Raw genomic sequence first — 12,349 nt, 5'->3', positions numbered from 1 at the left:
GCCAGCGATGGTCGATGGCTGCGGCATCGGCTATCCGGTGGGTAGGACGTATAGGGGGGAGCAAGAGCAATTCAGGCAGGGCGAGGCCTGAAACCGGGTATGAGGAGGAATTCATCACAACGCCACTCAGTGGTTTCAGGCCCCGCAGGGAGCAATCTAAGCTGTTGTCGCCTGTTTGGCAAAGCGCGAAAGCACTATTCGATCAAGCACCCAGACAATGAGCATCGAAATGCCCACCAGAGGGAACACTGCGCCCAAGGCAATCATCACCACTGTCGCTGTTTTCCAGCGTGGCAGGTCGTGGCGCAAGGGCGGTACACCGAGCCCGCGCTGAGGTCGACGTTTCCACCAGATCACCAGGCCGCTGACCGAACTGAGCAACACCATCAGGCAAACCAGCAAGATAAGCAGCTGGTTGATCCAGCCGAAAAACTTGCCCTCATGCAGCATGACGCCCAACTCGGTAGCCTTGGACACCGTGCTGTAATCGACGTAGCGCACATCAGCCAGCACCTTGCCGGTGTATTGGTCGATATGCAGCGTCGCATCATCACGGGGGTCGTCGGCGAACACCGACACGGTAAACACGCCGTCAGCTGTCTTGGGCCGGGTGATGCTGTAGCCCGGCACGATGTCTCTGGCCCGCGCGATGTCGACCACTTTCTGCAAGGACACTGTTGGCGCTGCCGGTGCGCTGGACATGTGCATGTGGTCCATGTGCTCGGCGTGTTCGCCGGTCGAAACCGGCATCGGTGTGTTCTCCATTGCCCACGGCACGGTCTGCACGCTGGCATTGTTCAGCTCGCCAGCCTGCCTGTCGGACTTGGGGACGTCGGTCCACATGGCGGCCGGGAAGGTGTTCCACACCGCCGCGTATTGCTTGCCCCACAGACCGGTCCAGGTCATGCCGCTCAACAGCATGAACAGCAACAGCAAAGCGCCCCAGAAGCCGGTAACCGCGTGCAGATCACGCCACAGCACGCGCCCTTTGGCCGTCAGGCGCGGCCAGAAAACCCCAGCCGCGGAGCGACCGCGTGGCCACCATAGATAAAGGCCGGAAATCACCAGCACAACGCCCCAGCCTGCCGCCAGCTCGACAAGCCGGTCGCCCAGCGTGCCGATCATCAGCTCGCCGTGCAGTGCGCGGGCAACCGCCTGCAGGTTCTTTGTGGCGTCCTGGGTGCCAAGAATGTCGCCGCGATAGGGGTCGATGAAGACATTCAGCTCCCGTCCCTGCTCGCTGACGACAAACTGCGCACTGCCCTCGGTGCTGGTCGGCGGGAAATACTTGCCGACCGTGGCGTGTGGATAAGTACTCAGCACGCGCTGTTGCAACACGTCGGCAGTCAGGCGGTGCTCGGCCGGCGCGACGTTCAGCAGATCGCTGTACATCAGGTTATCCAGTTGCGGCTTGAACAGGTAAATGATGCCGGTCAGCGACAACAGGATCATGAACGGCGCGACGAACAGTCCCGCGTAGAAATGCCATCGCCAGGCAAGGTTGTAAAAAGAGACATCAGGTTTGGACACGTCAAACGCTCCCCAATAGGGACAACACAGCACGAACGGCGCGCAGCAGTGAGCCGCGCGCCCTCGTGAAATCTTTTTTTCGGCTTATGCGGTGATGAGCGCTGGCGGTGCCCGGCTTCGAGCATTGGGGAAGATGGCGTTGCGGGCATGCCCCGGCAAGGGCAGCAGGGCGAAAAAGTCAGCGGGTCCGGGTGGCGGGGCGGCGACCAGTTGAAGGACATGGGGCAATGCCGGGCAACTGAACAGCAGTGTGCAATAGCCACATTTTGCCCACAGCGCGTGATCGCTCATGCCTGCGTCGGCAGGCATCGCATGCTCGCTGCCATGCTGGGCGTGACCATCGGCCGGCATGTCCATCCCGGCTGGCATGGACATCGACATGCCGGCGTGATGATCCATCGGCATCGACTGGGAAACCAGTGGACCGATAAAGATCATCAACATGGCAAACAGACTCAGCCAGGCTCCCCGGTTATTACGAGGGGCTGATCTGTCGCGACGGCATGCGCTGCTCACTCGGGAAGGCTACTCAGTGCTGGTGCTCCGAAGCCTGCTTTTGTACCACGACCTGCACCTCGATATCCCCCGCCTTTTCGAAATGCAGGGTCATCGGGAAGCGCTGGCCGACCACCAGCTTCGAACGGTCCTTGATGTCCAGCAGCATCACGTGCCAGGCCATGGGTGCGAAAACCACCTTCGCGCCAGGCGGTATGTCGACCGCCTGCACGTGCTGCATCTTCATCAGCCCGTCGGCGTGTACATGCTCATGCAACTGCGCCTGTCCGGCGATGGGCGTGTCGACGCCGATCAAGCGGTCGGCGCTGTCACCCTTGTTCTCGAGGGTGAAATAGGCCGCCACGGTTGGTGCATTGGGCGGTAGCTCCATTGACCATGGATGGCCGATCAGCAATGACCCTGCCTTGTACTCATGGGCGTGGACGAGGCCGGCTGGCAGCAGCAGTGCGGCCAGCAGCAGTGCTTGTTTGAGCATGGGGGATTCTCCGGGGGATTCGATGAAGGAGTGAAAGGTAGCTCAACTGGAAGTCCGAAACACTTGGGCAAACCTTTGAGCGCCGCTGAGTGAGCCCGTTTCGTAGAGTCGTTCCCCGGCACGCAGCCATAAGGTGATGAGGATGAATCAGAGATCACAATCACATCGTTTACGCTTGGGGCGATTCTCCGGTACCGGCCAGATTTATTTGGTCACCGCAAAAACATTCCAGAGAACTCCTGTCTTTTCCGATTGGCGCATGGGGCGTCTGTTGGTGGATGAGCTTCGACATGTTCAGGCGCAGCAACTGGCCGATTCATTAGCCTGGGTTGTAATGCCCGACCACATTCACTGGCTACTGCAGTTGAATAGCCACTCATTATCCAGCGTTGTACAGCGCGTTAAATCGAAAAGCGCGATCGCCATCAACAGAGCCAGAGGCTGCAGTGGACCTTTTTGGCAAAGCGGATTCCACGACGTCAGCATCCGCACTGAAGAAAGCCTTTTGGATTTTGCCCGTTATATCGTTGCCAATCCTGTTCGAGCCAACCTGGTCAAAAGCGTACGCGATTATCCCTTATGGGACGCAATTTGGCTGTGAAAAACCGGCCTCTTCGTGAGCAAGCTCACTCCCACAGGTCCAGAGTTTTTTCGAGGAATGTGGATAACTCCCACAGGGCTGGTGTGTTTCAAGTCATGTAGATGTTCATGCGGCATCGCTGACCTTGTGGGAGCGAGCTTGCTCGCGAAGGCGGATTAGCAGATCAACAGATTTTCAGCGACTGCCCCGGCCTCTTCGTGAGCAAGCTCACTCCCACAGGGCCGGGGTGTTTCAAGCCCTGTGGATCACTCCCGCAGGTCGGTGGTGTTTTCGAGCCACGTAGATGTTCTGCAGCAGCGCTGATCTTTTGGGAGCGAGCTTGCTCGCGAAGGCGTAGTCACGGATATATAGATTTTCAGCGACTGCCCCGGCCTCTTCGTGAGCAAGCTCACTCCCACAGGTCCGGCGTGTTTTCAAGCCCTGTGGATCACTCCCGCAGGTCGGTGGTGTTTTCGAGCCACGTAGATGTTCTGCAGCAGCGCTGATCTTGTGGGAGCGAGCTTGCTCGCGAAGGCGTAGTCACGGATATATAGATTTTCAGCGACTGCCCCGGCCTCTTCGTGAGCAAGCTCACTCCCACAGGTCCGGCGTGTTTTCAAGCCCTGTGGATCACTCCCGCAGGTCGGTGGTGTTTTCGAGCCACGTAAATGTTCTGCAGCAGCGCTGATCTTGTGGGAGCGAGCTTGCTCGCGAAGGCGTAGTCACGGATATATAGATTTTCAGCGACTGCCCCGGCCTCTTCGTGAGCAAGCTCACTCCCACAGGTCCAGAGTTTTTTCGAGGAATGTGGATAACTCCCACAGGGCTGGTGTGTTTCAAGTCATGTAGATGTTCATGCGGCATCGCTGACCTTGTGGGAGCGAGCTTGCTCACGAAGGCGTAGTCACGGATATATAGATTTTCAGCGACTGCCCCGGCCTCTTCGTGAGCAAGCTCACTCCCACAGGTCCGGCGTGTTTTCAAGCCCTGTGGATCACTCCCGCAGGTCGGGGGTGTTTTCGAGCCACGTAAATGTTCTGCAGCAGCGTTGATCTTGTGGGAGCTTGCTCGCGAAGGCGGATTAGCAGATCAACAGATTTTCAGCGACTGCACCGGCCTTTTCATGAGCAAGCTCACTCCCACAGGTCCGGCGTGTTTTCAAGCCCTGTGGGTCACTCCCGCAGGTCGGTGGTGTTTTCGAGCCACGTAAATGTTCTGCAGCAGCGCTGATCTTGTGGGAGCGAGCTTGCTCGCGAAGGGGGAGTCACGGATATATAGATTTTCAGCGACTGCCCCGGCCTCTTCGTGAGCAAGCTCACTCCCACAGGGCCGGGGTGTTTCAAGCCATGTTGATCACTCCCGCAGGTCGGTGGTGTTTTCGAGCCACGTAAATGTTCTGCAGCAGCGCTGATCTTGTGGGAGCGAGCTTGCTCGCGAAGGCGTAGTCACGGATATATAGATTTTCAGCGACTGTCCCGGCCTCTTCGTGAGCAAGCTCACTCCCACAGGGGCGGGGTGTTTTCAGAATTTTCATGAGGACTGACGGCTCATTAATCCAGCCCCAAGGCCTCCAGCACCTCATCCACGCCCCAGAACAGCCGGTCGACGTCAGGCAACTGCGGGCGTTTGAGGATCAGGACGGGCAGGCCGCGTTCGCGGGCGACATCCAGTTTGGGTTCGGTGGAGCTGCTGCCGCTGTTTTTGCTGATCAGTACGTCGATGCGGCGCTGTTCGAACAACTGGCGTTCGTCTTCCAGCATGAAGGGGCCGCGTGCGCCGATCACTTCGCAGCGTTCGTTGCCGGGGTAGTCGTCCAGTGCCCGGAGTGTCCAGAACTGGTGCGGGGGGATTTCGTTCAGGTGCTGCAAGGGCTCACGACCCAGCGTGAACAGCGGGCGCTTGAAGGGGAGCAAGGCAGAGGCCAGTTCTGACCAGTCAGCCACTTCGCGCCAGTCGTCCTCTGGACCTGCCTGCCACGCGGTGCGGCGCAAGGCCCAGCAGGGAATGCCCGCCAGCCTGGCCGCACGCGCTGCGTTGTGGCTGATCTGCGCGGCGTAGGGATGGGTGGCGTCCAGCAGCAGGTCGACGCCCTGTTCGCCCATGTACTGCGCCATGCCCTCGGCGCCGCCATAACCGCCGACCTTCAATTGGCAGGCCAGATCCGATGGCACCCGGCCCATGCCCGCCAGGCTGTAGATGTGCTCAGGCCCGAGCCTTCGCGCAATGGCCAGCGCCTCGGTAATGCCGCCCAGCAGCAGGATGCGTTTCATGTGATTTCTCTCTGTGAGTCAACGCCAGCCTGACCCACCAGCCCGCCTTGACGATCAATTGCGAAAACCTCCACCTGAACGCTCGCAGGCACGATGCTGCGCGCGAAATTCAGCGCGTGGCGACACACTTCGTCACCCAGTGGCACACCCGCCGCAGCACTCATCGCCAGCGCTTGCTGACTGGTGTTGGCTGCAAGGATCTGCTGTTGCAGACCTGCATCCGCGCCGACATCCGCAGCCCAGTGCGCCAGCTGTGGCAGGTCGATGCTGGAATGGCGGCTGTGCAGGTCCATATGGCCGGCGGCCAGCTTGCTGATCTTGCCGAAGCCGCCGCACACGCTCAACTTATCCACAGACACCTTGCGCAAGTGCTTGAGCACGGCACCGACGAAGTCGCCCATCTCGATCAGGGCGATATCGGGGATTTTGTACACGCGGCGCATGGTGTCTTCGCTGGCATTGCCGGTGCAGGCGGCGATATGCCGATAGCCGTTGGTGGTAGCAACATCGATACCTTGGTGGATCGAGGCGATATAAGCCGCGCAGGAGAACGGCCGGACAATCCCGCTGGTGCCGAGAATCGACAGTCCGCCGAGAATGCCCAGGCGCGGGTTCATGGTCTTGAGCGCCAGCGCCTCGCCGCCCTCGACGCCGATCGTTACTTCGAATCCGCCGCTGTAGCCTTGTTCTTCGGCCAACTGCAGCAAATGCTCGGTCATCATGCGCCGGGGTACCGGGTTGATGGCCGGCTCACCCACTGCCAGCACTAGCCCGGGGCGGGTCACGGTGCCGACACCTGCGCCCGCCACGAAGCGTACGCCCGCTGCCGCTTGCAGCCTGACGCGGGCAAACACCAGCGCGCCGTGGGTGACATCCGGATCGTCGCCGGCATCCTTGAGGGTGGCGGCTTCCGCGAAGTTATCCACAAGCCGGCAGAACTCCAGACGCATCTGCACCTGCTTACCCTTGGGCAGGACGATGTCCACCGCATCGCTGACTTGCCCGCAGAGCAACAACCGCGCCGCCGCGAGGCTGGTCGCGGTCGCACAGCTGCCAGTGGTCAGGCCACTGCGTAGTGGCGCAGGCTGTTCGGCGGTTTCTTCGCGCATCAGGGTTTGACTACGTCCAGCAGGGTGATCGGCAACGCCTGACGCCACGTGTCGAATTCGCCAAGGGGCTGCGCGTGGGCGACGTGGATACGGGTCAGTTCGCCGCCATGCCGTTCGCGCCAGGCCATCAAGGCCGTTTCGCTTTGCAGGGTGACCGCATTGGCGACCAGTCGGCCACCCGGACGCAGTTGTTCCCAGCAGGTTTCCAGCACGCCGATACGCGTCACGCCACCGCCGATGAAAATCGCATCCGGGCGCTCCAGACCGCTCAATGCCTGAGGCGCACTGCCCCGCACCAGTTGCAGGCCGGGCACGCCGAGTGCGTCGCGGTTGAATTCGATCAGTTGCTGGCGGCCTTCGTCGGCTTCGATGGCCATCGCCCGACAGGTCGGGTGCGCGCGCATCCATTCGATGCCGATGGAGCCGCAGCCCGCGCCGACATCCCACAACAGTTCGCCCGGCAGCGGTGCAAGGCGGGCGAGGGTGATGGCGCGTACGTCGCGCTTGGTGAGCTGGCCGTCATGTTCGAAGGCGCTGTCCGGCAGACCTGAAACGGGGCTCAGACGGATGGCGCTGGCATCGGCGCGACAATCGATGGCAACCAGGTTCAGCGCGGCGATCTCGGGGTTGCCCCACTCGCTGGCCAGCCCTTCGACGCGCCGTTCGGCTTCGCCACCCAGATGCTCCAGAACGGTCATGCGGCTTGGACCAAAGCCGCGCTCGCGCAACAAGCCGGCAATCACGGCGGGGCTGCTGCCGTCGTTGCTCAACACCAGCAGGCGCATGCCATGGTGGAAATGCGCGTTCAGCGCGGCCACCGGCCGGGCAACCACCGACAGGGTGACGACGTCCTGCAGGGGCCAGCCGAGGCGGGCGGCGGCCAGAGAATAAGAGGAGGGCGCAGGCAGAATACGCATTTCGTCAATGCTGACCACGCGTGCAAGACTGGCGCCGACGCCGAACATCATCGGGTCGCCACTGGCCAGCACGCAGATCTCGGCACCGCGCTGCTCGAGCACAGGGTTCAACGAGAAAGGGCTGGGCCACGCACGTCGCTCGGCGCGAATGCACGGCGGCAGCAACGCCAGTTGGCGCGGGCCGCCGAACACCTGATCAGCATGCAGCAGCGCGTGTCTGGCGTTCTTGCCGAGCCCCTTGTAACCGTCTTCTCCGATTCCCACGACTGTCAGCCACGGCGACATGTACCTACCTCAATCCGAACTTCCGACAGAGCGCCTTTTCATGGCTGCGGACAAAGCAGGCATAATACCGCGCCCGACGGGGTACAAGTGCTCTAATCAACGTCCGTTTCCAGCCAGTTCACATCGGGTGACCCATTGAACGAGCAGCAGTCCGCTCGCACATCCTCTGCAACGCTACGCCCCTCGGCCTGTCCGGGGTTGCTGCGTATCGTCCCGGCACTGGACGGCGGGATCTGCCGGATCAAGCTGGCGGGCGGGGTGATCAGCAGTGTGCAGGCCATGGCCGTTGCCGAGGCCGCGCGCACTTATGCACAGGGCATTATCGAAGCCACCAACCGCGCCAACCTGCAGATTCGCGGCATTGGTGCCGATCATGACGGGTTGATCGGCGCCTTGATGGCGGCAGGGCTCGGCCCCGCCAACCCGGCCAGCGACGATGTGCGCAACCTGATGCTCAGCCCGACGGCCGGGCTGGACCCGCAGATGCTCTTCGATGCCCGGCCGCTGGCGGCGCAGATTCTCGACGCGCTGGAATATCACCCGCGTTTTCATGAGCTGTCCCCCAAGTTCGCCTTGTCGCTGGATGCTGGTGAAGCGCTGGTCATGCTCGAACACCCGCACGACGTGTGGCTGTCGGCGCTGAAACGCGACGACGAAGTGCTGCTGGCGTTCGGCCTGGCCGGCTGCCCGGCCCATGACCGACCGCTGGCCGCTGTCCCTCTAGCCGAAGGGAAGATGCTGGTTGTCGCACTGCTGGAGCTGTTTCTCGACCTGGCCCGTCCCGAGCACACCCGGATGCGGCACGTGCTGGCCGAGGTATCGACCGACGATATGCTGCGCGAGCTGTCGACCCGGTCCGGCTGCACAGTGCGGACCGATAAGGCGATCACCGATTGGCAGCGTCCGGCCATTCAAGGCACTCGGCATATCGGTATTTATCCACAGGCCCAGTCGAATCAGGTGGCGGTGGGCGCTGCAGTACCGTTGGGGCGTCTCGATGCGGCGATGCTTTGCAGCGTGGCGCAACTGGCGGCGGATCAGGGCGACGGCACGCTGCGCCTGACGCCCTGGCAAAGCCTGTTGCTGCCCAACGTGCCGGTCGAGCGCGCGGCAGCGGTGCTGGACGAGTTGCAGGCATCCGGCTTCGCAGGTTCTGCCGAGCAACCGCTGGCGCAGATGCTCGCCTGTACCGGTTCTGCCGGATGCGCCAAGGGGCTGGCCGACACCAAGGCCGACGCCCTGCAACTGGCTGCCGGACTGGCTACCGGCCAGGCTGTGCACTTGAGCGGCTGCACGCGTTCCTGCGCCGCCGCCCACGTAGCGCCAGTGACCTTGCTGGCTGTCGCGCCGGGCCGTTACGATCTTTATTTTCGCGATGCAGCGCATGCCGGTTTCGGCGTGCTGCGCGCGCGCAACCTTACTATTGAAGCAGTCGGCGCGCAGTTGAACGCCGGCTCACGGAGCAACATGCATGATTGATTACATCCGCGATGGTCAGGAGATATATCGCAACTCTTTCTCGATCATTCGCGCCGAAGCGCGTCTTGACACGATCCCTGCCGACTTGGAAAAACTCGCCGTGCGCGTGATCCATGCCTGCGGGATGGTCGAAGTCATCGAAGACCTGCGCTTCTCGCCGGGTGCCGGTACCGCCGGGCGCAACGCTCTGGCCGCCGGAGCGCCGATCCTGTGTGATGCGCGCATGGTTTCCGAAGGCATCACCCGCACCCGGCTGCCCGCCAATAACCCGATCATCTGCACCCTGCATGACGAAGGCGTGCGGGAAATGGCCCTGGAGCTGGGCAATACGCGTTCTGCGGTGGCGCTTGAGCTGTGGCGTCCGCACCTGGAAGGCAGCGTGGTGGTCATCGGCAACGCGCCGACCGCGCTGTTCTATCTGTTGGAAATGCTCGATGCCGGTGCGCCCAAACCTGCACTGATTCTCGGCTTTCCGGTCGGCTTTGTCGGCGCCGCCGAGTCCAAGGCGATGCTCGCCGCCGATAGCCGCGGCGTGCCGTTCGTGATCATGCATGGCCGTCGTGGCGGCAGCGCCATGGCCGTGGCCGCTGTCAACGCACTGGCCACGGAGATCGAATGATGCAGGCACGCGGTCGATTGATTGGCCTGGGCGTCGGTCCCGGCGACCCGGAGCTGATCACTGTCAAGGCCCTGCGCCTGCTGCGCGAGTCGCCGGTGGTGGCGTACTTCGTGGCCAAGGGTAAAAAGGGCAACGCATTCGGCATCATCGAAGCGCATCTGCAGGACGTTCAGACCCTGATGCCGCTGGTCTACCCGGTCACCACCGAGGCATTGCCGGCGACACTGTCCTACGAAAAGCTCATTAGCGACTTCTACGACGAATCCAGCCGGCACATCGCCGCACACCTGGACGCCGGACGTGATGTGGCGGTGATCTGCGAAGGCGATCCGTTTTTCTATGGCTCCTACATGTACCTGCACGATCGTCTGGCCGAGCACTACGACGCTGAAGTGATTCCGGGCGTGTGCTCGATGCTTGGCGGTGCTTCGGTGCTGGGCGCACCGCTGGTGTATCGCAATCAGAGCCTGTCGGTGCTGTCCGGTGTGCTGCCCCACGATGACCTGAAACGCAAGCTGGCCGATGCCGACGCGGCGGTGATCATGAAACTGGGGCGCAACTTCCACAAGGTCCGCGAGGTGCTGACCGAACTGGGGATGGCCGGGCGCGCGCTGTATGTCGAGCGCGCCACGATGAGCAACCAGAAAATCGTCCCGCTGGATCAGGTCGACCCGATGTCTTCGCCGTATTTTTCGCTGATTATCGTCCCGGGCGACAGGTGGCAAGGCTGATGACCTCCATGACTCCGGCCATCGTCATTCTCGGCAATGGCAGCTTTGCTACCGCGCGGCGTATTCAACAACTGTTTCCCGATGCGCTGATTCATGGCCTGGCCGAGCGCGTGCAGGGGGCCGACCGCACTTACAGCGACTTCGGCGCGACGCTGCGCCAGTTGTATCAACAGAACACGCCGATCATCGCCCTTTGCGCAGCCGGTATCGTTATCCGCACCCTGGCCGCCGTGCTGCTGGAGAAGGGCGCCGAACCGCCGGTGCTCGCCGTGGCCGAAGACGGCAGCGCGGTGGTGCCGCTGCTTGGCGGTCTGGGCGGGGTGAATGTCCTGGCGCGCAGCATCGCCAGCGGGCTTGGCGTTGCGCCGGCGATCACCACCAGCGGCGAGCTGCGTTTCGGCACCTGCCTGCTCAACCCGCCAAGCGGCTATGCACTGGGCGATCTGGAGCTGGGCAAGCGTTTCGTTTCCGACCTGCTGTCCGGCGAACCCGTGCGCATCGAGGGTGAAGCCCCCTGGCTGGCTCAGGCGCAACTGCCCGAAGATCCACAGGCGGCGCTGGCCATTCATGTCGGCAGTGCCCTGCGCGATCCTTCGCCCCATGAATTGCTGATCTACCCACGTAACGTGCTGGTGGCGGTGACTGAGCTCACCGACGAACTGGCTGAGCACGTGCGCTCGGCCCTGCGTGAGGCTCGTATCGCCGGGCAGTCTCTGGCGTGCCTGTTGGCTGCCGAGGAGCAGATGGCCAATCCGCACCTGCACAAGGCTGCCGCCGAGCTGGACGTTGCGGTGCGATTTGTCAGTGCCGCGCCGGCCAGCGAGATGGCCCTCAATGCAGTCCCTCAGCTGTTGCCACCGCTCTGCGTCGATGCCCACACAGCGATCGCTGTCGCAGCGCATCCGCTGGATGTGCCGAGCATCGGCCGCGGGCGTGGCCGACTCGCAGTCATTGGCCTGGGTCCTGGCGCAGCAGACCTGATGGTGCCTGCGGTCAAGGCCGAACTGGCACGTGCCAATGATGTGCTGGGCTATGAAACCTACGTGCGCATGGCGGGGCCGTTTCACTCTGATCAGGTACTGCACTGCACTGACAATCGTGAAGAAATGCAGCGTGCCCGACATGCCTTCGAACTGGCTGCTCAAGGCCGCTCGGTGGTCGTGGTGTCGTCCGGTGATCCGGGGGTTTTCGCTATGGCTTCAGCGGTGCTTGAAGCGTTGCATGCGTCGGATAATCCTCACTGGCATGCGGTCGAGCTGGAAATTCTGCCCGGTGTCTCGGCCTCTCTGGCCACCGCAGCCCAGGCCGGTGCGCCGTTGGGGCATGATTTCTGTGTGCTGTCGCTGTCCGACAACCTCAAGCCCTGGGACATCATCGAAAAGCGTCTGGACCTTGCCTGCCAGGCCGATCTGGCGTTGGCATTCTACAACCCGATATCCCGCTCCCGGCCCTGGCAACTGGGGCGTGCGCTGGAGATTGTCCGCCAGCATCGCATCCCTGAAACCCCCGTGACGCTGGGGCGCGATATCGGCCGTCCCGGGCAGACATTGAGGGTTATCACGCTGGGCGAATTGACCCCGGAACAGGTGGACATGCGCACCATGGTGTTGATCGGCTCTTCCCTGACGTGCACCTTTCCTCGCCACGAAGGCGGCAACTGGGTCTATACGCCGCGTTGGTACGGCAACAAGCCTACAGCGTGACCGCGCCCGCGTGTCATACCTGCAGCTCTCTATCGCGGGAAAGTGCTGAAGTGTCGATGTCACTTCAAGCCTGTGGGCCTGTGTATCGGCTCACAGGCCTGAGCGAATCGGCGCTCTCCAACCTGCGTCGGCCGT

The 12,349-nt window shown here is 62.3% G+C and carries 11 protein-coding genes; 5 read left to right on the top strand and 6 right to left on the bottom strand.

The annotated features are described in order from the left end of the window. Positions 1 to 156: 156 nt before the first annotated feature. The 3 genes from KBY08_RS13370 to KBY08_RS13360 form a co-directional block, all read right to left on the bottom strand. Positions 157 to 1,530, bottom strand: coding sequence for a PepSY-associated TM helix domain-containing protein (locus KBY08_RS13370; protein ID WP_103713569.1), 1,374 nt, complete (start codon positions 1,528 to 1,530; stop codon positions 157 to 159). Positions 1,531 to 1,614: 84 nt separating this feature from the next. Continuing rightward, positions 1,615 to 1,989, bottom strand: coding sequence for a DUF2946 domain-containing protein (locus KBY08_RS13365; RefSeq protein ID WP_218961543.1), 375 nt, complete (start codon positions 1,987 to 1,989; stop codon positions 1,615 to 1,617). A gap of 70 nt (positions 1,990 to 2,059) precedes the next feature. Next, on the bottom strand, positions 2,060 to 2,521 hold the full coding sequence (locus KBY08_RS13360; protein WP_024651859.1) for a copper chaperone PCu(A)C: 462 nt from the start codon (positions 2,519 to 2,521) through the stop codon (positions 2,060 to 2,062). Between the two features lie 142 nt (positions 2,522 to 2,663). On the opposite strand from KBY08_RS13360, the gene KBY08_RS13355 reads away from it, so the two are divergent. Next, positions 2,664 to 3,122: an REP-associated tyrosine transposase gene (locus KBY08_RS13355; RefSeq protein ID WP_003400255.1), complete on the top strand. Its 459-nt coding sequence runs from the start codon at positions 2,664 to 2,666 to the stop codon at positions 3,120 to 3,122. Positions 3,123 to 4,651: 1,529 nt separating this feature from the next. Here the strand turns inward: KBY08_RS13355 and KBY08_RS13350 are convergent. Genes KBY08_RS13350 through KBY08_RS13340 form a run of 3 tightly spaced genes read right to left on the bottom strand, consistent with a single transcriptional unit; the run spans position 4,652 to position 7,682 of the window. Then, positions 4,652 to 5,371, bottom strand: a complete 720-nt coding sequence (locus KBY08_RS13350) for a cobalt-precorrin-6A reductase (protein WP_111522222.1) — start codon at positions 5,369 to 5,371, stop codon at positions 4,652 to 4,654. Next, on the bottom strand, positions 5,368 to 6,480 hold the full coding sequence (locus KBY08_RS13345) for a cobalt-precorrin-5B (C(1))-methyltransferase (protein ID WP_003399674.1): 1,113 nt from the start codon (positions 6,478 to 6,480) through the stop codon (positions 5,368 to 5,370). The genes KBY08_RS13350 and KBY08_RS13345 overlap by 4 nt, the downstream gene beginning before the upstream one ends. Beyond that, the gene (locus tag KBY08_RS13340; protein ID WP_003399675.1) at positions 6,480 to 7,682 is read right to left on the bottom strand and encodes a bifunctional cobalt-precorrin-7 (C(5))-methyltransferase/cobalt-precorrin-6B (C(15))-methyltransferase; all 1,203 of its coding nucleotides are present in this window, start codon (positions 7,680 to 7,682) and stop codon (positions 6,480 to 6,482) included. The genes KBY08_RS13345 and KBY08_RS13340 overlap by 1 nt, the downstream gene beginning before the upstream one ends. A gap of 135 nt (positions 7,683 to 7,817) precedes the next feature. Here KBY08_RS13340 and cobG point away from each other — a divergent pair, with 135 nt between their 5' ends. From cobG to cobJ, 4 genes are read left to right on the top strand one after another with little or no spacing between them, the layout of a single operon-like run. After that, entirely contained in the window at positions 7,818 to 9,161 is a 1,344-nt protein-coding gene (gene cobG / locus KBY08_RS13335; RefSeq protein ID WP_111522221.1) for a precorrin-3B synthase, read from the top strand. Continuing rightward, positions 9,154 to 9,780, top strand: coding sequence for a precorrin-8X methylmutase (locus tag KBY08_RS13330; RefSeq protein WP_024642386.1), 627 nt, complete (start codon positions 9,154 to 9,156; stop codon positions 9,778 to 9,780). Before cobG ends, KBY08_RS13330 begins: the two co-directional genes overlap by 8 nt. Then, a complete protein-coding gene (locus KBY08_RS13325; RefSeq protein WP_003399679.1) occupies positions 9,780 to 10,511 on the top strand; it encodes a precorrin-2 C(20)-methyltransferase in 732 nt (243 codons plus the stop codon). The genes KBY08_RS13330 and KBY08_RS13325 overlap by 1 nt, the downstream gene beginning before the upstream one ends. Then, positions 10,511 to 12,214: a precorrin-3B C(17)-methyltransferase gene (gene cobJ / locus KBY08_RS13320; RefSeq protein ID WP_111522220.1), complete on the top strand. Its 1,704-nt coding sequence runs from the start codon at positions 10,511 to 10,513 to the stop codon at positions 12,212 to 12,214. The genes KBY08_RS13325 and cobJ overlap by 1 nt, the downstream gene beginning before the upstream one ends. Positions 12,215 to 12,349 lie beyond the last annotated feature (135 nt).

It is taken from the genome of Pseudomonas sp. P135 (assembly GCF_020312125.1).
Lineage (GTDB): Bacteria > Pseudomonadota > Gammaproteobacteria > Pseudomonadales > Pseudomonadaceae > Aquipseudomonas > Aquipseudomonas fragariae.
Note: the sequence above shows the minus strand (reverse complement) of the source record. Positions and strands in the feature narration are given on the sequence as shown.

Bases quoted from the DNA above. Each gene is read 5' to 3' on its own strand.
- KBY08_RS13360 (WP_024651859.1), bottom strand. From the start codon at position 2,521: ATGCTCAAACAAGCACTGCTGCTGGCCGCACTGCTGCTGCCAGCCGGC.
- KBY08_RS13355 (WP_003400255.1), top strand. From the start codon at position 2,664: ATGAATCAGAGATCACAATCACATCGTTTACGCTTGGGGCGATTCTCC.
- KBY08_RS13350 (WP_111522222.1), bottom strand. From the start codon at position 5,371: ATGAAACGCATCCTGCTGCTGGGCGGCATTACCGAGGCGCTGGCCATT.
- KBY08_RS13345 (WP_003399674.1), bottom strand. From the start codon at position 6,480: ATGCGCGAAGAAACCGCCGAACAGCCTGCGCCACTACGCAGTGGCCTG.
- KBY08_RS13340 (WP_003399675.1), bottom strand. From the start codon at position 7,682: ATGTCGCCGTGGCTGACAGTCGTGGGAATCGGAGAAGACGGTTACAAG.
- KBY08_RS13330 (WP_024642386.1), top strand. From the start codon at position 9,154: ATGATTGATTACATCCGCGATGGTCAGGAGATATATCGCAACTCTTTC.
- KBY08_RS13325 (WP_003399679.1), top strand. From the start codon at position 9,780: ATGCAGGCACGCGGTCGATTGATTGGCCTGGGCGTCGGTCCCGGCGAC.
- cobJ (WP_111522220.1), top strand. From the start codon at position 10,511: ATGACCTCCATGACTCCGGCCATCGTCATTCTCGGCAATGGCAGCTTT.